The sequence below is a fragment of the Ralstonia sp. R-29 genome (assembly GCF_049913345.1).
Classification (GTDB): domain Bacteria; phylum Pseudomonadota; class Gammaproteobacteria; order Burkholderiales; family Burkholderiaceae; genus Ralstonia.
On sequence record NZ_CP184378.1, the window covers coordinates 1,782,708 to 1,806,450 of the forward strand.

Annotated in this window: 20 protein-coding genes; 10 read left to right on the forward strand and 10 right to left on the reverse strand. The window is 61.3% G+C overall.

Going from position 1 to position 23,743, the window contains the following annotated elements:
- Nucleotides 1-217 precede the first annotated feature (217 nt).
- From ACN9M1_RS25160 to ACN9M1_RS25175, 4 genes are read right to left on the reverse strand one after another with little or no spacing between them, the layout of a single operon-like run.
- Nucleotides 218-1,609, reverse strand: a complete 1,392-nt coding sequence (locus ACN9M1_RS25160) for a hypothetical protein (protein WP_426399579.1) — start codon at nucleotides 1,607-1,609, stop codon at nucleotides 218-220.
- A 59-nt stretch (nucleotides 1,610-1,668) separates the two neighbouring features.
- The gene (locus ACN9M1_RS25165) at nucleotides 1,669-2,517 is read right to left on the reverse strand and encodes a hypothetical protein (RefSeq protein WP_426399580.1); all 849 of its coding nucleotides are present in this window, start codon (nucleotides 2,515-2,517) and stop codon (nucleotides 1,669-1,671) included.
- Entirely contained in the window at nucleotides 2,489-2,851 is a 363-nt protein-coding gene (locus ACN9M1_RS25170; protein ID WP_426399581.1) for a hypothetical protein, read from the reverse strand. The genes ACN9M1_RS25165 and ACN9M1_RS25170 overlap by 29 nt, the downstream gene beginning before the upstream one ends.
- A 54-nt stretch (nucleotides 2,852-2,905) precedes the next feature.
- Nucleotides 2,906-3,646 (reverse strand): metallophosphoesterase family protein, encoded by a 741-nt coding sequence (locus ACN9M1_RS25175; RefSeq protein WP_426399582.1) that lies wholly within the window; start codon nucleotides 3,644-3,646, stop codon nucleotides 2,906-2,908.
- A gap of 604 nt (nucleotides 3,647-4,250) precedes the next feature.
- Between ACN9M1_RS25175 and ACN9M1_RS25180 the strand changes: the two genes are divergently transcribed.
- The 7 genes from ACN9M1_RS25180 (at nucleotide 4,251) to ACN9M1_RS25210 (ending at nucleotide 10,676) form a co-directional block, all read left to right on the forward strand.
- Nucleotides 4,251-5,228 carry a phosphatase gene (locus tag ACN9M1_RS25180; RefSeq protein WP_426399583.1) on the forward strand — a complete coding sequence of 326 codons (978 nt, stop codon included), beginning with the start codon at nucleotides 4,251-4,253 and terminating at the stop codon, nucleotides 5,226-5,228.
- A 295-nt stretch (nucleotides 5,229-5,523) separates the two neighbouring features.
- On the forward strand, nucleotides 5,524-6,486 hold the full coding sequence (locus tag ACN9M1_RS25185; RefSeq protein ID WP_426399584.1) for a restriction endonuclease: 963 nt from the start codon (nucleotides 5,524-5,526) through the stop codon (nucleotides 6,484-6,486).
- Between the two features lie 149 nt (nucleotides 6,487-6,635).
- Entirely contained in the window at nucleotides 6,636-8,147 is a 1,512-nt protein-coding gene (locus ACN9M1_RS25190; protein ID WP_426399585.1) for a hypothetical protein, read from the forward strand.
- Between the two features lie 455 nt (nucleotides 8,148-8,602).
- Nucleotides 8,603-8,881 carry a hypothetical protein gene (locus ACN9M1_RS25195; protein WP_426399586.1) on the forward strand — a complete coding sequence of 93 codons (279 nt, stop codon included), beginning with the start codon at nucleotides 8,603-8,605 and terminating at the stop codon, nucleotides 8,879-8,881.
- Between the two features lie 207 nt (nucleotides 8,882-9,088).
- Nucleotides 9,089-9,637, forward strand: a complete 549-nt coding sequence (locus ACN9M1_RS25200; protein ID WP_426399587.1) for a PAAR domain-containing protein — start codon at nucleotides 9,089-9,091, stop codon at nucleotides 9,635-9,637.
- The gene (locus tag ACN9M1_RS25205; RefSeq protein ID WP_426399588.1) at nucleotides 9,634-10,311 is read left to right on the forward strand and encodes a hypothetical protein; all 678 of its coding nucleotides are present in this window, start codon (nucleotides 9,634-9,636) and stop codon (nucleotides 10,309-10,311) included. The genes ACN9M1_RS25200 and ACN9M1_RS25205 overlap by 4 nt, the downstream gene beginning before the upstream one ends.
- The gene (locus tag ACN9M1_RS25210) at nucleotides 10,308-10,676 is read left to right on the forward strand and encodes a hypothetical protein (RefSeq protein WP_426399589.1); all 369 of its coding nucleotides are present in this window, start codon (nucleotides 10,308-10,310) and stop codon (nucleotides 10,674-10,676) included. The genes ACN9M1_RS25205 and ACN9M1_RS25210 overlap by 4 nt, the downstream gene beginning before the upstream one ends.
- Before the next feature lie 204 nt (nucleotides 10,677-10,880).
- Here ACN9M1_RS25210 and ACN9M1_RS25215 read toward each other — a convergent pair whose 3' ends face one another.
- A complete protein-coding gene (locus tag ACN9M1_RS25215) occupies nucleotides 10,881-11,840 on the reverse strand; it encodes a hypothetical protein (RefSeq protein ID WP_426399590.1) in 960 nt (319 codons plus the stop codon).
- Between the two features lie 496 nt (nucleotides 11,841-12,336).
- On the opposite strand from ACN9M1_RS25215, the gene ACN9M1_RS25220 reads away from it, so the two are divergent.
- A complete protein-coding gene (locus ACN9M1_RS25220) occupies nucleotides 12,337-12,693 on the forward strand; it encodes a hypothetical protein (protein WP_426399591.1) in 357 nt (118 codons plus the stop codon).
- Nucleotides 12,690-12,947, forward strand: a complete 258-nt coding sequence (locus tag ACN9M1_RS25225; protein ID WP_426399592.1) for a DUF6500 family protein — start codon at nucleotides 12,690-12,692, stop codon at nucleotides 12,945-12,947. The genes ACN9M1_RS25220 and ACN9M1_RS25225 overlap by 4 nt, the downstream gene beginning before the upstream one ends.
- Nucleotides 12,948-13,579: 632 nt before the next feature.
- Here the strand turns inward: ACN9M1_RS25225 and ACN9M1_RS25230 are convergent.
- The 3 genes from ACN9M1_RS25230 to ACN9M1_RS25240 form a co-directional block, all read right to left on the reverse strand.
- Nucleotides 13,580-17,173 (reverse strand): beta strand repeat-containing protein, encoded by a 3,594-nt coding sequence (locus ACN9M1_RS25230; protein ID WP_426399593.1) that lies wholly within the window; start codon nucleotides 17,171-17,173, stop codon nucleotides 13,580-13,582.
- A gap of 357 nt (nucleotides 17,174-17,530) precedes the next feature.
- Nucleotides 17,531-18,019 (reverse strand): hypothetical protein, encoded by a 489-nt coding sequence (locus tag ACN9M1_RS25235; protein WP_426399594.1) that lies wholly within the window; start codon nucleotides 18,017-18,019, stop codon nucleotides 17,531-17,533.
- Between the two features lie 413 nt (nucleotides 18,020-18,432).
- On the reverse strand, nucleotides 18,433-19,563 hold the full coding sequence (locus ACN9M1_RS25240) for a hypothetical protein (RefSeq protein WP_426399595.1): 1,131 nt from the start codon (nucleotides 19,561-19,563) through the stop codon (nucleotides 18,433-18,435).
- A 331-nt stretch (nucleotides 19,564-19,894) separates the two neighbouring features.
- Here ACN9M1_RS25240 and ACN9M1_RS25245 point away from each other — a divergent pair, with 331 nt between their 5' ends.
- On the forward strand, nucleotides 19,895-20,635 hold the full coding sequence (locus ACN9M1_RS25245) for a response regulator transcription factor (protein ID WP_426399596.1): 741 nt from the start codon (nucleotides 19,895-19,897) through the stop codon (nucleotides 20,633-20,635).
- A gap of 38 nt (nucleotides 20,636-20,673) precedes the next feature.
- Here ACN9M1_RS25245 and ACN9M1_RS25250 read toward each other — a convergent pair whose 3' ends face one another.
- Nucleotides 20,674-22,473, reverse strand: coding sequence for a rhamnogalacturonan lyase B N-terminal domain-containing protein (locus ACN9M1_RS25250; protein WP_426399597.1), 1,800 nt, complete (start codon nucleotides 22,471-22,473; stop codon nucleotides 20,674-20,676).
- Nucleotides 22,474-22,573: 100 nt separating this feature from the next.
- Nucleotides 22,574-23,653 (reverse strand): FUSC family protein, encoded by a 1,080-nt coding sequence (locus ACN9M1_RS25255; protein WP_426399598.1) that lies wholly within the window; start codon nucleotides 23,651-23,653, stop codon nucleotides 22,574-22,576.
- Between the last annotated feature and the right edge of the window lie 90 nt (nucleotides 23,654-23,743).

Genomic DNA, 23,743 nt, shown 5'->3' on the forward strand with positions numbered 1-23,743 from the left:
GACTCGGTGCCCGCAACGCTCCTATCCTTGCTGTATCTGATGGGGAATTGGTGACCCGAAGACGTCGAATTCAGGACAGCGTCTAACGTTTTTTTCCCCGCGAAGGTGGGACCCAGTGGCATTGACTGCGTTGGGTTTCCGCCTTCACGGGAAAGACAGCGGGTTAGGTCCGCCTTGTCATGAAATAGGACAAGGCTCGGTATGTCTGCACATCGCGCTATTCGACCGTCACACCATGGATCACCGTCTCGATCTTGCCGTACTGGTTCTCTGCCGACAGGCCCATATCGAGGTGATAGTCCGTGAGCCATACATCATGGAGCTGCGTCACTACGCCTTCCGACGAAGTTTGCTTGCAATGCAGGTCGATGGCGGAACCGGTCAGCTTGTCGAAGACCGTTGATGCGGGTCGCTCACGCCCGACAGTGCACTCGCGCTCCTTCTCCCCTCTTGCATCTGGCTGGGGCATGGGGATGCGCAGCGTTGCGCCTTCCCTGAACGGCCCGTTGGCCTCGACCAGGGCGGCAGCGTCCTGAAGATTGGTTTGAGACGCGGTGATTGCCGGATCGACGAGATGTGAGCGCAGCCTCGCGGTGCCGTAGGCCAGGGAGAATATCGTCCAGTCGGCTTCCTTGTTTGGCGTTACAGGGGCGAAGATCGAAGCGACGACCCCGTTGTTGCGCCGATTGATGATCGTGCCAGTGAGGCGCTGCGAACTCGCTGGCTCCGCCTTGTTGACCCATTCCACATCGAAGACGGCACGTTTGAAAGGAAGTGGATGACTGCCGTCAGGCGGCAAGGCGCGGCGAATCGATTCAGGCAACACGCGCTCGTCAAATGCCTCGTTCAAATAGGTTTCCGGCTGGCGCAATACTTGGAGCGGGGCGGATGGTTGATATTCCAGAATGTGAAGCAGAGCAAGCGAGGCGCGACTTTGCATCGGTTCGGCCGCTGCGCTGACCTGATCGACCAGCAAACCAATGCGTTCGCACCGGTCCGGCTCCGGTTTGGCTTGGTCGCTCAGGCGCTCCTTCAGCCCGGAAAGCAGAAATTTGTGGGTTTCGAATCGCTCTGCAATCGAGCCGCCGTCGCTCGTGTCGTCGTCGGACGCTTCGTGCCGGATCGCGATTTCAGTCATGTCGATCGCACTCTGAAGCGCTTGTGGCGACAGCTGCGGCAGGTACTGAGCGGCGTCTACTTGCTCCTTCTGCGAGTCGAGGAACGCCTTGCAGTCACCGGGCGTGGCTGTCACCGACGCCTTCATCAGCTGCAGGAAGCGCAACCGCTCTTCGGGAGAGAGCTTGGCTCCCCATCGGGACGGCCCGTTTTCTCCTGAGTCAAGCACGCGTTTGCTTAGTTTCGGGTCGTCAGCCAGCTTCTGGGCGAACCGCAATATGACTTGTCCTTGTGCTGAATTCGGATCGAGTCCCTTCGACACAAGCGCTTTGCGGGCAGCCGCTTCATTTTGGGAGGCGCAATCGCACTTCTTGCGCTTCTTTGATGGCTTGGTTGGCGCCGCGTTTGGTGCGGATGGTGTGGCATCCGCGGCGTAAGACACTGCGGAGACTGCGCACAGCAGTGCGAGGAGGGATTTCTTATAGAGCCTCATGTGGGTTCAGAACGTTTTGTTATGAGGTGTAGCTCTTGATACGCGCGAATGCTTTGGTGTCAGGTTGATTCTTGTACGGTGGCGACCGCCCCACTATGACGGGCAACCAACGCACGCCGACGCAGCAAAAACACAATCGCCCCAACCGGGATGCTGGAACTGAGGATGATCGGTGCATACGGCCCGGCGCGATAGAAGCCGGATGCCAGGAAGGCGATGCTGAGCGGCCGGATGGTGAACGAGCCGTCCGTCCAGTTGAAGAAAAACTGCACGAAGCCAAGCGCCACAAACAGCAGCCACAGCCACTTGCGTTTGGCAATCGGTGTTCGGAAGCAGACCACCAGCGCATAAATGACGAACAATGCAATCGCAATCGCCAGTCCAAGCACGGCGTAATGCGTGAAGCTCTTGCCCGCAAACCGGAAGGCATTGGTTTCGCCCAGCGATTGCTTTTCGGGATACGCGTGCAGGCCAATGATGCGGAGCTGACCATCCTTACGCTGCAACATGACATTGGCAAGCAGCCATGCGTTGGGGTACGCGTATTCGTAGGTGAGGTTGTAGGTGGTAGCGCCGTTGAAGGTGCGCGTTTCCGCGCCGACGATGTTGACCGCTGCGGGCTGCGCGGCAGGGAACGCGTCGGCCATCTTCCCAAGCGCATCGCGCGTGGCGGGTGTCTGGAGGCTCGGATCCAACTGGCTGTCCACCGCGCTGAAATTCTTGGCGATCACATCAGACAGCACGCGCTGCGCGATGGCGGCTTCTTCTTTGGGGGTGAACTTATCCAGCATTGCTTTCTGGTCACAGCCAGCGAGCAGCGCCAGAAGCCCAAGCGCGACAAAGAGTTTTTGATAGAGACGCATATTGGGTTTGCACCAGTTAGTAGGTGTGCCAGGTTTCGGCACCATCGAATGTGTAGGAATGACCTTCTGACGAAGGCGCCGCCCCCTCCAGGCACGGCCAGCAAAAGCGAAAGTTGCTCATGTAGAAAGGCAGCACAAAATACCGCCTTTCCACCACGTCGAATACGGCTGTCTTGCGCTCAAACCGAGTGGCCATCCAGCTCATTGCCAGAAAGCGCGAGTCCGCCGTGCAAGCAAACTGGCAGCCCCAAGCGTGGCCGGGCGCGCGAACGCCGTCGATCCAGATGGCGTGATAGGAATCTCCATGGGGCGGCTCTCCTTCGTAAGGCAGCCGTATTTGGTGGAGGCCGTCGGGCGTGGTCAATTCGATATCGCCCATTCCGGCAAACGTGGATTCGCCGTGCGGTGGTAAAGCGCATGTCTGCATAGCGCGCTACGCCTCCATCCGCCCCGTACGCAACCAAACCGCCCAATCCGCACGCCCGTGCGCTTCAGCAACCGCCGCCGCCTCATCCCACGCGTACTCCACCGCACGAAACTCCACGGCCCACGTGTTCACCTGCTTGGTCACAATCGCATAGCGCGCATGCGGGCTGTGCATTTCAATCTGATGCGGAATCGGATGTTCATCGCGATACGCCTGCAGGCCGACGCTGCCTGGGTTGACGATCAGGCGACCGTCCGCCAGCGTCATCGCCCGCGGCACATGGGTATGGCCGCAGAGCACGAGCTTGGCGTCGGCGTGGGTGGCGCGTGACAGCACTTCGTCATGCGTGGCTGCGCGGCAGCCGTATTCGGTAATCGTCTCCAAAAAATACGTCAGGTCGCTCTCGGCAGAGCCATGGACGAGCAGCACATCGTCTTCGATGGTCTGCTGCTCCGGCAGGCTGGCAAACCACGCTAGCTGATCCGCCCGTAACTGCCCAAACGCGTATTGATCGGACGGCCCCATGCGCGCGGGCTCGCCCTCCAGGACTTGCCGGTCATGGTTGCCACGGATGGTCGGCAAGTTCAGCGCCGTCAATACGTCGACGGTTTCGCGCGGCTGCAGCGGCCCCGACGCAATATCGCCGAGGTTCACGATCAAATCGACGGCTTGGGTTTGTAGGTCTTCCAGTACCGCATTCAGCGCGGCCAGGTTGCCGTGAATATCGGAGAGGGCGGCGATTCGCATAGGTAATGGTTTTAAGGGGGCAATCACGGGCTGATCGTATATCGGCGGCGATTTTTCTTCATCGAAAACGTGTAGCGCCAAATTGAGCATCGCCCGATACAGCCATACGCGCGGCCTTTACCGCTCGCTCGGTTTTGCCGATGCCCACGCATACCACTACCGCGTAGCGTCCACATAATGGCTGGCCGGCACGGCATTTTCGCTGAACGTGCCCATTTTTCGGCGCTACCGACGATTGCCGCCGCCATTCCGAAGAGACTGCTTCGCCCATCGCTCGTCTTTTCCAAGAAAGCGCCACCTCGATCGAGCCGCGACCTGGGTCCAGCGGACTGGGGTCGAACGGACGACTTTCCACACCTCAGACGGAACGAAACGATCAATGACATCCATCTCTTCCCGTACTCCCCCGGCGGCGGCACACGTTGACACGACTGAAGACGCAAGAAGCCCAGCGTCGTCGCCCACCTCAACCTCGCACTCGCCAACGCATGAGAGGAAGCGGTCCGCATCGCCCGAACTCGATTTGCAACCGCGAAAAAAGCGTCCGGCGAGCCCATCGACCGCCGAAGCCAGCCATGCGGCCGCGGCGTCAGCCGACGAGGCCATGTTCGAAGACACCAGTGGCCCCGTCGGGCCCGGAATCCCCACCCTTCGACTGTCGATTCCCAAGCGAGAAACGTCGCCAGTGCTGGCATACGATCGCACCCCCAAGGCCGACGCGAGCGCGCTGTCGTTCTTCCGCTGCACGAACGACCTCGGGGGCCTGCCGGCTTCCATCAACACAACGGGAATGCACACCCTGCGCCTGTCAGGAAGCGAAGGCATCTCGTCAAAAGGCCAAGTCCAGCGGATTATGGCGGCGATGGGCACCCCAACCCTCTACTTCGTCGACCTGCGCGAGGAATCGCATGCCATTGCCAGCGGGCATCCCATCACGTTGCGCGGCCGTCGAGACTGGGCCAACGTCGGGCTATCCCATGAAGAAGTACTGCGCAGCGAGGCGGACCTGATTACGAAGCTGCAGCAGCAGGATGAGATCTCGGTGGTCAGGTCGCTTGATCTCAGAAAAGGGGTGGCGGAGCCGCATCGCATCGTGCTGAAGCGGCCGGAGGTGGTCAGTGAACGCGAGTTGGTGGAAGGCGCCGGAGCCAACTATCGTCGACTGACCGTTACCGACCATAGCCGCCCCCGCCGGGAAGAGGTCGATCGCTTCCTCAAGGTTGTCCGCGAGATGCCCGAAGGCGCGGGAATCCACGTTCACTGTCTTGGCGGCCGTGGACGCACGACAACGTTCATGACGCTGTACGACATGCTTCATAACGCAACGCGGTTGCCCGCCCAAGACATCATCAAGCGCCAGGCCGTGTTCAGTTATGACTATCAGATGTCAACGATCAACGCCGACAAGCCCTACAAAATGGCTCTGCAGGAAGACCGGCTTGAATTCCTGAATGCATTCCATGAATACGCTCGGGCAAATCCGGGCGGGAAAGGGCTGTTGTGGTCCGAATGGCGGCAGCGGAGCCAGGAGGCAAGCAGCACTGCGCCGGTTGGCGGTAGCCAGCACGGTACCGAGCACTAAGGAAACGTACCCGGCATCTGCAGGATGCCGAGTCGCCGGCCGTGCTCCAACGCGGCTGGCCGTGATGCTTCATATTAAATTCTGATTTTCATAATCAGAAGAACGCTTGACTGGCGTTTGTTTTCCACCCCATTCAAATCAAAAACCCTGTCGATACCCCACTAATTGGGGCGGGCGGAATGGGGCCCCATCACCTATGCTGTTTCCCACAAATGGCGGGCGAGCCGGTTAAATTTTGATTATCGAAAAAATCGCCTAAGCCAAAATATCTAAAAAGATAAAGGTGGGGCAGTAAATGGGGCGTAGGAGAAAGAAACAACCCTCCACGGGCGATCTGCTGTTGGCGCTGCCGTGGTGGATGCTGGCGATTGGCGCACTGGCCAGCTATGTGGTGTTGCACAACATCCTCCCGGCGGCACTCGGGGCCAATCCGTTGCTCACCGGCATCGCCATGCTGATGCGCGGGCTGGCGTGGATGCCCGCGCTGCTGCTCGCCTTCTTTGCCGTGCTGTCGTACTTGCGTGAGCGCAGCCAACAGGCCGATGCCCGGCTCGGCCCCACGCGTACCGAACCAGCCGCGCGGGCCCGCCTGCCCAAGGCGCCGCCCCGGCCCGCCCGCAACGCCGCAGGCAGCAACACGCCCAACCCCGCACGCGAACCCACCCCACCCGCGCCAGCCACCGCGCCGGCCCAAGCCGCCGCGCCCCAGCGCTGGACGCTGGAGGCCATCCAATCGCTGGAGTGGAAGCGGTTCGAGCTGCTGTGCGTGCAGTACTACGAGCAGATGGGGTTCACGGTGAAGACGGTGCCGCACGGCCCGGACGGCGGCATTGACGCCACGCTGTACAAGGCCGGCCTGGACGCGCCCGTGGCGGTGGTCCAGTGCAAGGCTTGGTCCAAGCCCGTGAAGGTGGAACAGGTGCGGGCGCTGGGCGGCTCCATGCTGGCGCACAAGGTCAGGCGGGGCGTGTTTTGGTCTTTGTCGGGTTATGTCGGCAACCCGGTGCAGGAGTTTTCCGAGCTTGCCGGTATCCAGCTATTGGACGGACCGGCGGTGCTTGAGCGCATCCGCGCGCTCGGCGAAGACAAGCAGGCCGCGCTGCTGGCGAGGGTGTTTGAGGGGGATTACCGAACGCCCTCGTGCCCGGCTTGTGGGGTGAAGTTGGTGGCGCGGAATGGGAGGAGTGGGGCGTTTTGGGGGTGTAGTAATTATTGGAAGGGGTGTCGGTATACGTTGCAGATGGGGCGTTCCGCTTAGTTAGTGTTGTCCTTGGGCTGGGCTAGAAGTTCTGCGCCGGCTTTTCTTTGCGAGCACCTTTTCGTTCTCTGCCAGAGGTGGTAGCGCGAGGTTCTCGTGTCAAGCACTTCTGTGAAACCAGTGAGAATCAATATATAGGGGGCGAGCGTATGAAGGATGAAGACTGCAAATCAGAGAATCTTGAAGAAGGCAGCGGAGCGATTGACCCGCCAACTCAAAGCCACCCACAGAATAATCTATCCGATTCCGGTGACGAATCCTCTAACTCTGATGTGGAAGTTAAGGATTTGCATCCTCTTGAGAAGCTTAGCGCTGATTTTATTACTCGTGTAGATGAGATGCGTAGAGCCGCCACAATTGCAATTGTGGCAGTCGGAAATCACATAAAGGACAAAGTTTCCGCCTGTAAAGATGTCTTCAAGAAATACGCAGATCCAAATAATTCGGCGGATAAGAAAAGTTACGATGTAATAATTCCGGAAGACGTGCGGGAGCGTGTGGCGGTAATAGATGCTATTAAGCAATTCGAGCGTATCCGTAGTGCCGGAATGCTGAGAATCGTGGAGAGGAGTCTTTTTATTGGGTTGTTCAGCGAGTTTGATGCATTTATGGGGCATCTTCTAACAATTCTCTATACAAAGCAGCCGGCGTTGCTAAAGAGCATTAAGCGGGAGGTTTCGCTGTCAGACTTAATTCAATTCAATTCTCTTGATGCGGTAAAGCAAGATATGTTGGACAAGGAGATAGACTCATTTAGAAGGGATAGTTACATCGAGCAATTCGCGGCCCTCGAAAGTAAGTTCTCTTTCAAGACGTTGCGAAAGTTCCCGGAATGGAGCGAGTTTGTCGAGATAAGTCAGCGTCGAAATTTGATGACCCACAATGGTGGGGTTGTCACGGAGCAGTATCTTACGGTTTGCAAGAGGGAGGGGTGCAAAATCGAAGAAAACGCCGCCCCGGGGGTTCAGTTAGATATTGGTGCGGAATACTATTTCCGTGCTTGTCACGTACTTTCGCTTGTGGCTGTGATGCTTGTCTTTACTTTGTGGCGAAAAGTTCTGCCAGGTGATGAAATGGAGGCAAACAATGCAATTCAGTCCCAAGTCTATGAAACTCTGAGGAGGAGGGATTGGAAGTTGGCTGTCAGAGTTGGGGAATTCTCTTTGGCGGACGAAATGCGTAAAGGCGCCGAAGATATCGATGTTCGTATTCGGCACATCAACTTGGCGATTGCATACAAAAAGGCTGGCAGGGAGGAAGACATGGTCCGTTGTCTCAACTCCTGCGATTGGACCGCCTCTGTGCGAGATTTTAAGCTTGCTGTTGAAGTCCTCAATGGAAACTATAAGCTGGCTTCCGATATTATGCGAAAAATAGGGAAATCAGGGGAGCTGGTGCAGCAAGGTTCATATCATAATTGGCCATTGTTTTTTGATTTTATTGGTTGTGATGAATTTGGTGAGGCTTATCGGGAGATTTACGGGCATGATTTCAATGCTAAGCGTGAGGATGAGCCGGTTGCTGTGACTATAGACGCAGGGGGAGAGAATGGATCTTCTCTGACTATTGTCGAGAAGCAGGATGATTTGGAGGTCGAGCCGAAGAATGTGTCAGTGAAGAGAATAAAAAAAACAACGCGGAAAAAAAAGACTCAAGCGTAGCTTCGAGAAAAGGGTGGAGTTTGAGGGAAAAATTTTAATATCGAGCTATTTAGAGGAACTACCAAGAGCATCGTCTAGAAGCTGCTGGGTTGGCTTACTGTGCTGATACCCGCTAAACTCCCCTCGCTGCGAAAACAACCGCAGCCGAGACTGCAATCTCGCACGTCACTACCCGGAAGAGACTCAAGTTTCTACCGCCGTCGTCGTTCGCCTATATGGGCGGGCCCGACAGGGAGGGCTTCGGCCCTGCCGTCTTGGTAGTACGTCGGTATTGCAGACCTTGTCGTGTGCCCGCCCACCCTCACCGGTGGGTGGCTCCCCACTCAATCAGCAGAGGGCAAGACAATGGATCAACCGACCCAAGCCGTACCCACGGCACGCCGGCATTACCCCGCAACGCCACCTCCCACTCGCATCGCTTGGCTGACACCGCGCCCACCGGGCGGAGGCGCGCGATGAACCTGCACACCAATCACTGTTATCTGCAAGGCGCGCTCGGCGGCCGCGATTTTCTGTGCCGCACGCAGGTGGCTCTGAAGCTGCATCGACAGTTCGAACCCAGGGCGCTGCGGGCTGAATACCAGCGCCACCTCCAAGACAAGCCCGCCGAATATCAGGCCGGGTTTCTGGATGCGATTGGCGCGTACATGCTCATCACGCTGGAGGGCGTGCTGGTGGATGTGGACCGGTGGGAAGTCCTGCGCGTGCTGGCGTGCGCAGACCAACAGAAATAAAAGAATCGCAGTAAATGCGACCCCGAGACGGGCGGGGTGGCAATCGGGCAGGCGCTGTCAATGCGCGATCGATGCCCTTCTATCCGGCCGATCTGGCCGATTCAACAGCACGCAACTCAGGCCTTAGAACGTTTGAATGGCTTCGCATGCGCGGTTCGCTCACAGTGGCGACCGCCGTTTCGGTGCGCCGATCGGCAAGCCCATTGAATGGAGGCGGAATTGGCGTTGCGTGCAGTAGCTGTATTGGGAGACCGAACCACAACCGGCGGTTCAATCATCACGGCGGGCGCCGGATCGTTCATGACCGTAGATGGAAAGCCTGCGGCGCTATGGGGCGACGTGGCAACGTGCCCGGCATGCAAGTCAACCGGGAAAATCGTTGGGGAAACGCATCCGATCCAGACGGTCAACGGCGTGCCGGTCGCCCGGCATAACGACATCGTGCTGTGTCAGTGCCCAAAGAAGCCGCGCGTCCTTGCGCTGGCCGCGCATCAGACGGTAGCGGACGATGTGACCGGAACCGGTTACGTGGGAAGTGCGGCCGGGCTTCATACACAGCACGCCGACATGTTCGATCAGCACGCCCAATTGCTGAATCAAGCGACGGGCAAGCCGCTGGCCGGAGTACGCTACCGCCTGAGTTGGTCAGGCGGCGAGACCGAAGGCATTACCAATGCTTCGGGGCACACCGTGCGTATTCGCGCCGACCAGGCGGAAACGGCCTCCATCCGTATCCTCAACGACCACGAAGAATGAGTTACGCGTTGCCACTAACCCCCGTCGACGATCGGGAACCCGTCAAAATCATGCTTCTGCGCCCGCGAGGGACGCTGTACTGGGGCGGTGCCGGGCTCGATGGCCCATATATCAAGCCCCAAATGCAGGCGTTCCGCGATGCCGGGATCAAGCAATGTTTTGTCGGCCTGACGAATTCGGCCACCAAGACTTACAGCGGCGACCGGGGCACCATCATGGATGCCATCCGTTCTGGGCTGCTCATTCGGTACCGGGATGACGACGAGTGGACGATTTCCAGTGGCATGGCGGACGAGGCGGAGCAATTTAACCTGATGGGCTACAGCTATGGTTCCCTGCTGGCGGCACAGACGGCCTGGTCGTATGCCAACCGCACGAATGTCGTGATCGACCATCTCGTCTTGATCGGCTCCCCTATCGACGGCGAGTTTTTGCGAGACCTCAAGAGCCACAGGAACATCCGGAGGGTCGTGGTCATTAATCTCACTCAACACGGCGACCCTCTTTATGCGGGGATGACCGAGGCCGATCTCGTGGCAGCCCTTCCTCGGCTCGGTATGCAGTTCAAGGGCGGTAAGGGCGAGGGACACTTCTACTACGCGCAAGTCGTACAAGACAGTCCCGTCCGCTGGAAGGCGCTGGCACAGCAGATTGTTGCGGAGGGCGTCCGATGAGTCGCTCGCGTGTGCTTTTGGCGGTGGAGGTGCTGTCGGGTGTGCTGGCCATTGTTGGCCTTGTGTACCTAGTGCACGCCCTGTTTGCCGACGTCGACCTCGCTGCCGTCAGGACTGGGCCGCTGGTGTTCTACGCGGGCCTGGCATTGTTCGCGGCGGCTACGCTGATAGTCATCCAGATACCGCTGGTGGTATTTGCGCTACTCCGCCGGCCGGGCATCCGCTTGCGGGCGGTCGTAGCCTTCCTCCTCGGCATCGCCATTTTTTGGGGGTGTTTCACCCTCGGCGAGAACCGGATAGATCGACAACTCCCTCCACGAGAGAGCTCCGCACAGATCAGCGGTCAACCTTTCGGGCGGTGTTAAGCGCGCCGTCGCTCCAAGGCGGCAGGGGACGGATCGCAATGACGAGAAGCCCACTGAATGAGGGCGGAGTTGGCATTGCGTGCAGTAGCTGTATTGGGAGACCGAACAACAACCGGCGGTTTAATCATCACGGCGGGCCCAGAACAGCGCGGCGGATGTCGAAACACCCACCACGCCGTGCGCCTCTAACAGAGCGGGCGAGCCTTACACGACTTGCGTCTGCCCTTCCTCCGCGCTCTTCTCCAGGCTGTCATCGTAGACAGGACGCCACTGCTGCGCGCTCGAGCCGTTGAACGCGTAGGTCCAGATGATGTTCCCGTCGGTCACCGCGCTTGCCTTGTCGTCGAGCACGAGGCTGGGTTGCGAAATACTGCGGATGTAGCTGTTGTCGTCATACATCCATTGCTGCGTTTTCGTGACGTTGTTGGGGTCATAAACGCTCAAGAAAAAGTTCTGCTGGGGCACCAGCTTCGCGGTGTCCAGCACCAGAACGCCGCCCCCCGCAGTCAGGAGGAAGGTATTGTCTTCCTGCTGAATCCACTCGTAGTAATCCTTGTGCGGCTCCTTGCTTGTATCAAGCAGAACCACTTGCGCACCGGATATTGGTCGCTTGACGCCAAAAGCAAAGTTCGTCTTACCCAGGTAGAACCTTGTCGGCTTCAGCTCCATGTCATCTTTAGTCGTCCACTGCTGAGCGATGGAGCCATTATCGGCGTGGACAATAATGGGGTTGCCATCCTTGGTCACGCGTTTCAGATTATCGATAACGAATTTCGGATTGCCTACGTTGCGGTAGCGTCCGGAACCATCGTCGCTCCACTGCTGCGTGGGTGAAATGCTTAAGGGGTTGTATAGGCTCAGATGGAACTGCTGAAGGTCGGCGAGCTTCGCAACATCGAGAATAAGCGTCGGGTCCGATCGCAGTGCAATCGTGCTGTCATCCCGGAGGATCCACTGGTAATACTCCTCCTTCGCGGCTGTGGTATCGCGCAAAACGACAGGGGCATTTACGATCCTGTCATTGACGCCGATCGCAAACTGCTGATTGGCGGTGTAATAAATCGTGCATGGCGTGGCTGGCATTGTCTCACCCCTCTCAAGGTCTAAGTTAATCTCGGCACTGCCTTCGTTTAGCGAGGCATCGAGAATGAATTGCAGGTCCAACGTTGGCTGCAGGGGGAGATTATGCTTACGCGGATGCCGCGGCAAATTCCGATTTTTGAAATCTGATTATGGTTAATTCTGATGTCAAATGAAATGCGCAAAACTTAATAGTTAAAAAACTATAAACGTTAAAATATTAAAAACAAATGTAAAATAAATCCCGCGTCAGGCCTTTTCATGGTTATGAATGATCACAAAAGGGGCGTGACCGGAGACGACAGACGCCACCGGCCCGGAGGCAGGAAGCCGGTTCCCCCACAAACCGCGTGGAGTATCTGAAACGCCGGCGTGTCCATCTGGCCGATTCAACCGCACGCAACTCAGCCCTTAGAACGTTTGAATGGCTTCGCATTCGCCGTTCGCTCACAGTGGCGACCGCCGTTTCGGTGCGCCGATCGGCTAACAGGAAAGGGCATTTCTACGATGCCCTCGTGGTGAAAGACAGTCCGCAGCGTGGGGCGGCGCTCGCCAGGCAGGCGGCAGGGGAAGGATTGCAATGACAAGAACGCGCGTTGTTCGCTGGGTCGATGTTCTGACCGGAATCTTGGTTGCGATGAGCGCAGCCTTTACCGTCTATGTATTGCAGTTCGCCCCCATCGATCTGGCGGCGGTACGTACCGGGCCGCCGGTGGCGATTGGTGGCTGGGTCATGATCCTCGGCGCGCTGATTGTGCTGGTGGAGTTGCCTCTGGTTGTGTTCGTGCTAGTGCTGCGCCCGGGCAAGCGAGTCCGCGTCGTCGCATCGATGGCGATTGGCGTGGTGGTGTTTGTGGCCAGCATCGTCGTGACCGGGATGTACACCGCGAGTAAGCTGCCACCCCCGGCACTCGCCTCCACCAAGATCGGTTTATGACGCCTGAACTGAAGCAAAAGATGTTGGCCACCTGCCACGAGAAGATACGTTCCAAGGGGGCGGGTGTCGGCCTATCCTTCTACGCGTTCTTCGCCAACCGTAACGACGACCCCGAGCTTCTCATGGAGGCCGCCACCTGGTGGATTCAGACCCATCGCTTGGACCACTTTGAGAAGGCGACGAAGATTCTGGGGTTGGTGGAAGCGATGCGTGAAGGCAGCCATGCCGAGGCAGCGCGGGACCGGCCACTGTAGTCAACGATGTTCACTTCGCCGGACGGGGCGGTGAACATCCGCTGAAATCTTCCGGCGAAGTTCCGTGTCCTGGAGTGTTGCGCCGTGCCCGCCGGCAACGGCTTGCATCGAGCCAGAGCTACCGTCGTAGGGGTATCGACACCCAGCTAACCTCCGCCCACGACCCCTGATCAAGAATGAATGCGACCGCCAGGGTCAACGGCCCAACCGCCGAGCCCAAAGCCCGAACTGCCGCAGTCAGAGATTCAATGCGCCGAGCGCAAAGCGTCGTGCTCTAGTCTCAAAGGGTGGAACGCCGAGCCCAAACTGCCGAGCACCGAGCTCCGAGGCCCAACCGCCGGGCTCCGAGGCCCAGCACACCGGAGCTCAGAAGCCCAAACGCGGAGTTCCGAACTCGAAGCGCCGAGCTCAGAACTCGGAGCGCCGAGCTCAGAACTCGGAACGCCGAGCTCGGAACTCGGAACGCCGAGCTCAGAACTCGGGACACCGAGCTCGGAACTCGAAACGCCGAGCTCAGAACTCGGAACGTCGAGCTCGGAACTCGGAACGCCGAGCTCAGAACTCGGAACGTCGAGCTCAGAACGCCGAGCGCCGAGTTCTGCACCCCAAATCACCGCCAGTGCAGTGGCGCGTCACCAGCGACACCGGACGCTAACCAGCCCCGACCATCCCGCGCCGGACCCAGACAGATGCTGCCGGCCGGCTTCCATCGTCACGGCCAGGCGTTTGGCGGGGCCGAAGCCCACCGAGCCGCCGAGCGCGACTTGGTAGCCGCTGCGGCGGGCCGGGCCGGCATCGGCGGTGATGCTGCCGCCGTCTTTGCTTGCCGTGATGGACAGATCGCTGCCGAAGGTTTCCAGGCGTGCGACGCGGCCATAGACCTCGTGCGAGACGACTGCGTTGCTGCCCGTGTGCTTGAGCGTGACACCGGCATTCACCATGCCGAAAGTTTTGCGGTTCAGGTCGGTCGTTACGCCGGCAGACGTGACGCGCTGGTCGCCGAACATGACCCCCGCCACGGCGGCGGTGGACGGTTCCAGGCTCACGCCACGGCCGAGGTCGAACGGCCAGCCGGCGGCGAGCGTGGTGCCGAGCGTTTTGACGTTGAATTTGCCGCTGGTGTTGGTGCCTTCCAGGTCGGTGGCGTTGTAGGTGTTGCGCAGCGTCGCGCCGTTGACGCCGGCGCTGACGTACGGGCCGCTGTTGGCCTGCAGCGTGGCGTTGACGCCGATCGACGTCATGTCGATCGTGCCCGAGCCGCGCGTGTAGCCGACGTTGGCATTGGCCTGCGTGATGCTGGCGCCCACGCGCACGGTGCTCTTGTCACCTTGATAGACGCGGCGGTTTGCCCCGAGGGTTGTCGACGTCACCGTCTCGCTGGTCTGGCGTCCATAGCTGGTGTCGAGCCTGTCGCGGCTGGCCATGGGGGTGATCCAGATGCTGCCATCGGCGTCGGCCCCCTGCGGGGGCGTGCTGACGCCGATGGCGCTGGTCCCGCCGCCGGTGCCGTTGATGCCCGCCGGGGCAGATGTGCGCAGCAGCAGATTACGCATGGCGGCTACCGATTCGGAGGCGGTCAACACCGCTTCGGCCGGGCGAATGCCGGAAGATGTTCCCAAGCCGGTAGAAAGCGTGGGCACCGTGGGGGCCGTCGCGCCCGGGCTACCGCCGGTGCCCGTTGATGCGCCATCGCTGCCGGCAATCTGGATGCCGGTCAGCAGTACCTTGTTGCCGTCGCTCGATACCGCCACCTGCGGCGTGTAGGTGAACGACACCAACGCGTTCTCATACGTACTCGTCCACGCGCCGGGCGTGCCGCTCACGGCGGCGAGCTTGGCGGCGCCGCCGGCGGCCGAGCTGGCATCCACAATGGTGATGGGCGTGACGGCGCTGAAGGTCTTGCCGGTTTTGACGGTGTTGGCGTTCACCCAGGAGGTGTCTTGCAGCACCGGGTCGTAGGCGACCTTGATGTTCTGCGTGCCCGCTGCGGAGAAGTTGCTGATGCCCGAGCCGAACACCACCTTGTCTGCGGCGCCGTTGCGCACATCGCTCAGCAGCGTGAAGGTGGCGCCGTCCTTGAGGTTGACGCTGGCGCCGCCGGCCGCGCTGCTGTCGATGGTGACGGTGCGCAGGTTGTAGGCGGGGATGCTGCTCGGCGCGAACGTGCCCCAACTGCGCGACAGGTCGATGCCGCCACCGGAGGCCAGCGTCAAGCCACCGGCTCCGAAGTCGTTGCTGGTGTTGCCGGTGCCGGTGGGGACCCACGTGGCGCCGTTGGCGAAGCTGAGCGTCGTGGCGCCGGCCACATAGTTGGTGGTGTCGGTGGTTAGGCCGGTATTGGCGTACGGGACGATGTTGCCCTTGAAGTACGAGTCTGCCGTGTTCAAGACAACGTTCGTGCTGCCCGTGTTGCCGCTGGCCGCATAGTTGGCGGTGGTGATATCGCCGTCCAACGTCACCTTGCCGGCACCTGCGGCGTTGATGTTGAGCGTGGCGTTCACGCCGTTGGCGGCGGCGTTGGCAATGGCAAAGGCGGCGCCCGTGCCGGTGGTGGACGCCTTGACCTGCGCGCCGCCCGCCATGGTGATGGCGCCCCCGCTCTGGTTGATGCCGAACACGTTGCACGTGGTGCAGGTGGATGCCACGTTCAGGGCCACCGTGTCACTGGTGGACGAGAAATTCATCACGCCGGTGTTGTCGATGCCAAAGGCCGTGGTGACGGCGTTCACCGTGGCATTGACGCCCTTGCGGAACGTCATGCTGGAGCCGGTGCCGTAGTGGGCCTGGATGGCGGTCGGCAGCCCGAAGGGGGTGTACCCCCCGGTGTTGACGACGTGGATGTCAACGTTGCCGCCCACCGTCAGCCGGGCCGTGCGGTGCGTGTTGGCCACGCCCATTGCCGAGCGCGGGCCCGTTGCCGTGACGGACATGTCCCCGCTGACGTTGAGCACGCCCTGGTTGCGGATGCCGAACACGGTCGATCCGTTCGAGGTGGCGGACAGGTCGAGGTTGCCGTTGATGGTGAGCCGCGTGTTGACGTTGTCGTTGTAGATGCCGTGGACGTTGTCGCTCGGGTGCTCGCCCAGGGAATCGATCTTGACGTTGCCGTTGAACGTGACGTTGCCGGCGCCACCGCCGGAGTTGTAGATGCCGTCGTTATCCGTGCCGTGGCCCCGCACGGTGATTGTGGTATCGCCGTTGAAGGTGACGTTGCCCCGGTTGATCCACAGTCCGCGCGAATAGCCCGGCGTGCTGGTCGAGATGGTGGTGTTGCCGTTGAACGTGGCGGTGCTGTTGGTGATGTAGACGCCTTCGATCTCGCTATTGCGGTTGTCCGTGGTGGCGTTGACGTTGGTGTTGCCGTTGATGGTCAGGTGGCTGCCACTCTCCACGTCGATGCCGTGGACGAGGCCCCAGTCCGTCACCCCGGTGCGGGTGGCGGAGACCCCAAGCGTGCCGGTACCGTTGCTGCCCACCTGCAACACCACAGGCGTGGTTACGCCAACCAGGTTCACCGCCTGGAGGTTGGCGAGCTGGTTGGTTGATGCCGAAACGGTGTCGCCACTCTGCAGCGCATACACCAAGCTGCCGGCGGCATTGGTGGACGTGGAATAGGCAGCATCGGCGGTGCTGCTTCCGGTGATGGGCGTTGTGTAGTCCGTCGCCAGGGCATAGCGCGCCGGGGCGGCCGTGGCGATGGCCGCGCACACCGACACGGAAATCGCCGAACGCCGCAACCCAGGGCGCTTGGCAGATAGCCGGCGCACATCTGCGGGGCGCATGACGAGCGGGCGGTTGCGCTGCTGTGTGCTGACCGGCCGGTACTGGAGCAACTGGCCGCCAAAGTGGGTGCGCAGTTTCTCGGGGTTCCGGTCAAAGAACATCATCTGGCCGTGGCGCTGTTCGTACGGGCCCGTCGGCACGCAGCCGGGGCGGACCATCAGCCGAAACCGGTCCGCCGGCATCGGCAGCGACGCGTAGACTTCGCGCCCCTGCTTTGACACACCCACCACCTTCAGAAGCCCCCGGCCGGCGCGACGCAACAGCCAGCGCACGGGTGCATCGGCTGCGGGAGCATTCACGCGATAGGGGCGAAGCCGGATGGCCGACGGCGCCTGATCGAGCGCCGCCATCAACGCCAGGCAATCACTCAGCGCGTACCGCAGCAAGATCCAACCGGCAGTCGCCTGCTTGGCATGCGCGTCGCGAGCGCGCAGTCCGATCACCAGATGCTGGATGGGCTCACCTGCCGCTTGCCGCGAGGGTTGGGGTGACCCGGTGGAATCGGCTCGGTCGACTCGCGCAGTGCGGGTGGCTTTCGTTGCCCCCATTGCCCTCATCGCGCTGGGCCGTTGGCTGTCGCCATGCAAAGCGGGTCCTTGGCTGCCGGTGCCTGCAGCGCCTTTCGATTTCATGCCGGGTGCGGTGAGAGAGGAAGAACCCCCCGAATGTACGGGGAGCGCCGCACGTAATCCTGAAAATTCCTCAACTACCGCTTATGGGGGGTATCGGTCGGGTGCGGGGATGTATCTATCGCCCCGGCAATGCACGACACAAGGGGGTGCCGCTCCACTGGGTCGCCTTCATTCCTCATCGTCCGAACACAACAGTCTCTCAATCGCCGCGCCTCGCAACGCCTTGACCGTATCGACATTTTTTTCTGGATCGCCGTCCGTCACTGCCCGCGGATCGCTGATATGGATGTCGCCCTGGGGCTCAACCAGAAACTGAAGGTCGTCGATCACCGTGGCGCTCTTACGCAACGTGGCGATGGTCGCATTGCACTGTTCAACGGTCCTTTGGGTGAGATATTGCCCTTCCGGTACGTTGCTGGGAGCCCGGACGATATCCATCGAACTCTTGGCCTGGGGCAGGTAGGCTTGTTCGATGCCGACGCGGTCTGCGATACGAACGAGTCGATACGTCTGGACCGTGCGAAAGCCTCGTGCGCGCAATTTCAATAACGCGTCCATCTCCCGTTGGGCGTGAGTACTGGGCGTATCGAACCGGCCAATGGCATCGGCATGAATCAGCGCTACGCAATGGCCGGGTTCGTCGGCCAGTCTGTACACGTCTTTTTGGCTCCCGCGTCCCACGAGCGGCCCGAGGGCTTGCGCGGGCAAATCCGGAATACCAGGCGCACGACGTGGAACGGACGCGGATATCGATAAGGCAAGCATGGGCGCGGCATCTGCCGCACGGTCTGGTTCGAGCCCGTCGTCGCCCGATGATCGTCGGCGGGCGTAGGGTTGGAGGCCCGCGATTGGTCCTGATCGCGGGGCCATGGGGCGCGCAATTGAAGCGCTAGAGCCATGGTTCCCGCCGTTTTCCCCTTCGGATGGGATAACGGTCGCATGCTCGCTGCGGAAGGTTCCGTCAATTCTTCGCATCGCTCTGAAACACTTGCACCAGACTGCCCGCGCTCGCGAATCCGCTCAAATAGAAGTTTCGCCCCATGTGTGATGGCGTGCGGCGACTCGCAGCTTTACCGGTCCGCCAACATGGCATGGGCCGCTTCGACGATGCGCTGCGCCTCTGCCGTACGCTGCTGTGCCGGCACGCCGAGTTGTTCGGCGATACGCGCCGCCAGCTGAAAGCCCTGCGCCGGGTTCTCAAGCGCGGCGAGTTTGCCTTTCACGCGTTGCGAGAAGTCGCGGTCGATCACATGCTGCTCGCTCCAGTGGCCCATGCCGCTGGGTAGTACAGAGTCGATGAACGCGGCAAAGCGGGCGGTTGGCGTGGCTTCGCTTTGCACGCGCCGGGCAACTTCGGCAGGGCCTGCGGACCGGGCCTCCAGCACCACGTCGTTGGCCGTAATGCGGGCGTCTCGGCCGGTGTCTGCGTTGTAGTGCAACAGGCTCTGCAGCCCGCCGCGTCGCTTGGCAAAGTGCGCATCGGCGGCGAACACCGCGGGGCCTTTCGCCCACGCGTCCATCACGACCGTCCGCTCTGGCTGCTCGGCTTCAGGGGCGCTGGGAATGCGGCCCTCTGCAAAGGCGTGTCCGGCGGCGGGTGCATTCACGTAGTGCACTTCTTCGTTAGGAGCCAGCCGACGGCTGTGATAGACGCTGGTCGTGCTCGTGTGTTCTCCGCAATTGCCCGCGCCAAATACCGACGCTGCCGCAGCGGAATACGGCGCCCGCTGCTCGAACGCGTTCCAGGGCACTTTCGCTTTTTGTTCACGCTCCTGCCGGAAGGTCCGCGCGGCCTTCATCCGCCACGTACTTTCGTTGTGGGTGGCGCGCACGTCGACGTCGACGTTGCCACGGCCGTGCCTGAGCAGTTGACGGGTTTCATTGACGCTGGCGTTCGCCAATCGCAGGCGAGCGATTTCCGGTGCAGCCACGGGGCGCCCGTCCACGGCGCGCATCAGCAGGTAGGCGGCCAACGGCAGTTCCGCCTCGGCAATCTTGGCCGGCGCGGCGGAAACCCGCGCAGGCCCGCTGGCGCCGCTGGTGCTGCTGCTGTGTGAGGCGGGCAGATGCTCGAGCGCGGCCGAACGCGTACGCGCCGTCGGTCGGGTTGCGGTTTCTTGCGCTGTCTGCGGTGTGGGGGATGACGACGATGGCAACGCAGGAATGTTGCGCGATACGCCGCTTGTCACGTTCTTGTGCATGCCGGACCTCCAATCGGAGGTTGGAAGGGTACCGAGCGATGGACGGTCGATTGTCCGGTTCGGGCGAAGGGAGGGGGCTGGGGGCGAAGCCGGGTGTCCAAGGCTCCGGCAGGACGGTCCAGACGGATTTCGTGTCCTGAACGACGTCAGGGTTGCGCTTGCGCGGTGCCGATCGGGTCACTTGTGCCCTCTTTTGGAGCAGGCGATTGACGGCTGCCCCTACGGCATCGCTAGTTATAGCGATGGATGAACACAGTGTGAACGTTATCCTTTGGCAAAAGAAAAAGCGGGGTGGACGCATGGATCGACCCTGCATCGTCGGGGGTTTGCCATGAAGTTCGCCGTACTCACCACCAATCCAGCCAGTTTTACCTACGTAGCGACTTGCCTGTCCGCCCAGGACATCACCTGCGTGCGATTCGACGAGGCATTGGCCCTGATGCGCACCGGGCAGACCGAGGTCTTTGATTTGCTGATGATCGATGCGCAGCAGTTCAGCACCGCCGGCCGACTGTTGCTCTCCGGGCGCGAGCGCAACGCCAATCTGTGCTGGCCCACCTTGGTGTTTGGCCACTTTGCCGACCGCCAGGAGATGCTCAGCGCCTTCGACGCTGGCATTGACGACATCATCTCGGGCCACTTCACCGCCGAGGAGCTGTGCGCGCGTGTTCGCCGCATCCTGCGCGGGGTCGGCCGGTCGGCGCAGGTTGCCTGCCAGACGCAGGTGGTGGTCGGGCCGTACCGCCTATGCCGGCTGACCCGCACGGTGACCTTGCATGACGCGCCGATCCGCTTGACCGCACGCGAATTTGCCACGGCCTGGCTGTTGTTCTCCTCGTCTGGGGCGTTTCTGTCGCGCCAGCAGATCGCTTCTGCGGTATGGGGAATGGAGGCCTGCATTGCAGAGCGCTCCATCGAGCAGCACGTCTACAAGCTGCGCAAGAAGCTGGGCTTCGGACCGGGGACCGGTGTGGAGCTCAAGACGGTCTACTCGCGCGGCTATCAGTTGGCCGTTCAGCCCACGGCACAACAGTCGCCCAGCGTTGACCCGAAGCTGATGATGGCGGCCTGACGCGTGCACGCCGTCTTGAGGGCGCCCGGTTGTGCCGGTTACTTCAGCAAATCAATGGCGTCGAAGGCGTAGCCCGGGCTGAGAAAACCGTCTCCGGCATTCCCGCTGGTGACGTTGATCGTGAGCACGTTCTCGCCAGCCACGAAGGCCGAGGCCGGAATGTCGAACGCAAAGGTGGCGTTGTTGCCGCGGTAGGAGCCCGCCGTCAGGCTGCGGGTGGTCGGCTCAACGGCAGGCTGCGGTGTGGGCGCACTCCACTGGTTGACCGTGATGCTCGGCCGAGCGTGGGCGAAGGCCGTGGTGATACCGATGCGCAGCCGGTGGTCTGCAACATCGCGCTGGCTCAGGTGGAAGCGCACCACCAGCGCGCCGTTGACGGCTTTCCACTGGTACGCGGGGAAATCGTGCGCGGGGTTCGAGCGCCCGACGAGGTAGTCCGGCACGGTCCACGGCTGCATACGCACATCCGATGGATGCATCACCGTGACCTTGTCGCCGTTGCGGAACTCGCGCGGGCTGCCGTCCCAGGTGCCGATGCGCCATAGCGCGGCATCGTGTTGTGGGTCGTGATCGATGCCGCCGCACGCGCAAGGGGTCGTGTGGGCGGCTTGAATGTCCACGTTAAAGCGTTTGACCTGCAACTCGTTACGGTAGAGCGTCGCCTGATACTGGCCGGGCAGTACGCCTTGCAGGTGGAAATGGTGGGAGTGGCCCTCCTTCGCAAAGACATCCCCCCAGTACTGCGCATGCGCGTTGCTGAGCGCCAAGGTGTACGGGGCATCTTCAGCGAGGCCAGTGAAATGGCCTTCGAAGGCGCCACGCTCGCTCTCCGGCACGTAGCCGGGCAGGTCCATGTGCTTGAACCAGTGGGTGTCGACTTCACGCGGCGGTTCGCCATCCGTAAAGGCGAGCACGTAGCTGTTGAGCACGCCCATGCGGTAGGGCTCGGTCTGGTTCTCGCCGTAGTTGACGATATAGGTGAGTTCCTGGTCTTCCGTGCCCTGGTCGAGCAGGCTGCGGTAGAACGGGCCGCCCGAGCCGCCCTCGTTGTTATCGCGGACCATCCACATGCCCACGTGCGGGCCGGTTGCGCCAAAGTACTGCCAGTCCTTCAGGCGCATGTTGGAGTAATGCTTGGAGCGGGTTTCGCCGTTGGCCAACCCAAACACATCATGCGCTTCCACACCGCGCACGGCGGTGGTGATGTCCGCGCATTGCGGCCCATCGGGCAGGCGTGCGTGCGGCACCCGCACGACAAAGCGCACGAGGTTGGGCTTGGGCTCCGCCGTGAAATACGTCGCCATGTAGATGTTGGGCTGCCCACGCCGCGCCATGTAGACGTGGGTCAACGCCCCGGCGGTAACGGTGATCTTGACGGCGTCGTTGCCCACGCGTGCCGCGTCCACATTGACGCGATCCTGCCCGTCATACAGGCCGGAGAAGCCGGAGTTCACCTGGCTGCCTTTGCGCGGGTCCTGATACTGCACGCCATGCCAGAGCAGGGAGACGATGTCGCCCTTGCCGCGGTCCCCGCCGTTAGCACCGCGCGTTCGGACCTGGAAGACCAATCCGGCACCGGTATCGACCGTGTAGGCATTGCCATCCGTGCGGATGCCGAATTGGCCCTCCTGCCCGGGTTGCCAGCCAGACCGGGCATCATGGTCCGCCTCGACGGGCGCGTCATTGCCGATGTGGCAGGGAATCGCGCGGTTGTGCAGCGGTTCAGCAGCAGCGAGCTGCACGCAGACCGGTTGCAGCGCAAGGATGAGCGTGCCGAGCACTCTCAGGCTCAGGCGCTTGGTCCAGTGGGTATCGAGCACGGATCGTGTTGGGGGCATGGGCAGTTCGACAGGACAACGGCGTCAGGTTGGAGCAGACCTTGGATTGCTGCGGCGCTCTAAACGAAGTGACAACCGTGCAGGCGAAGCTGCGGCGCCATCACCCAATATTCCACTGCGGCGCAATCGCCAGCAGTTGCCCACGAAGCTGTTCAACCTCGTTGGCGAAGCCCACGGCAAGTGCACTTTCCACCGTGGCCGCACCGGGCGTTTGGGCAGTGTCAGCGCCGTCAACCGCTCGCGCTTGCGACAGGCGTGCCAGCGTGCCGAACCGCAATGCGCGCGACATGCCGATCAGCGTGTCGCGGATGTGCCTGTCGGCCGCGTCAGGCGGCACATCGGCACGGGGCTCGCCCAGCGGCCCGCGCGCGGCGTTGAGCAGCTCCAGTGTGCTGATGCAGATGCGCAGGCTGCGCTGGATGTGCTCCAGCCGCTCCAGCGGCACGTCAATCTCTTTGGATACCGATGGCATGAGCGAGCGCAGTTGCACCAGCAGCGTATTGAGCTTGCCGAGGTGTTTGCTGCGCTCACCGGCCACCTTACTCCCCTGGTCGCCCTGGCCGAGGCTGGCATATGCCCGGGCGCATTCACGCAGCGCGTCGGCCAGCCGATACCGCCACGAATACGTGGCATACAGCGGCAGCGCAAACGAGAACAGCAGCGCAATCGCAATCCCCACCAGCACGTTGAGCGTGCGCCATGCGCCGTCGAGCAGATCGTTGTCACCATGGCCGACCACGATGACAAGCGTGATGGCGGCCAGCAGGGCGATATACCCGCCCTTGCCGATGGCGTGATATGCGCAGATGCCGCATGCCGCGGCGACCAGCGCATAGGTGAGCGGCAGGTGGCCGAGCCAGGTCTGCTGCACGATGATCAACAGGCCGGCGGAGGCGCCGATCAGCGTGCCCCAGGCCCGCTCGGCGGCGCGCTTGCGGATGTTGCCGTGGTGCTGCAGGCCGGCAATGACGATGAGCAGCGAGATGGTGGCCCATTCCCCATGTGGCCAGCCAAAGCCGGCGGTGATGGCGATGGACAGCAGCACACCCAGGCCGACGCGCGTGGCGTGGATGTACCGCGCATGGCGATAACGCCGATGCGGGTCGCGCATGAGCCGGAGTACGGAAAGCAGCGGGGCAGGTAGTTTCACAGTGCGGGGCGCACGAATGGAAATCGACATAAGCAAGATCGTTGCAGATTCTGGGGCGCGCCGCACACAGCGTGGGCGCCGCCTTGGTGCCGATGCTTCATCACAGTGCAGGGATGCGAC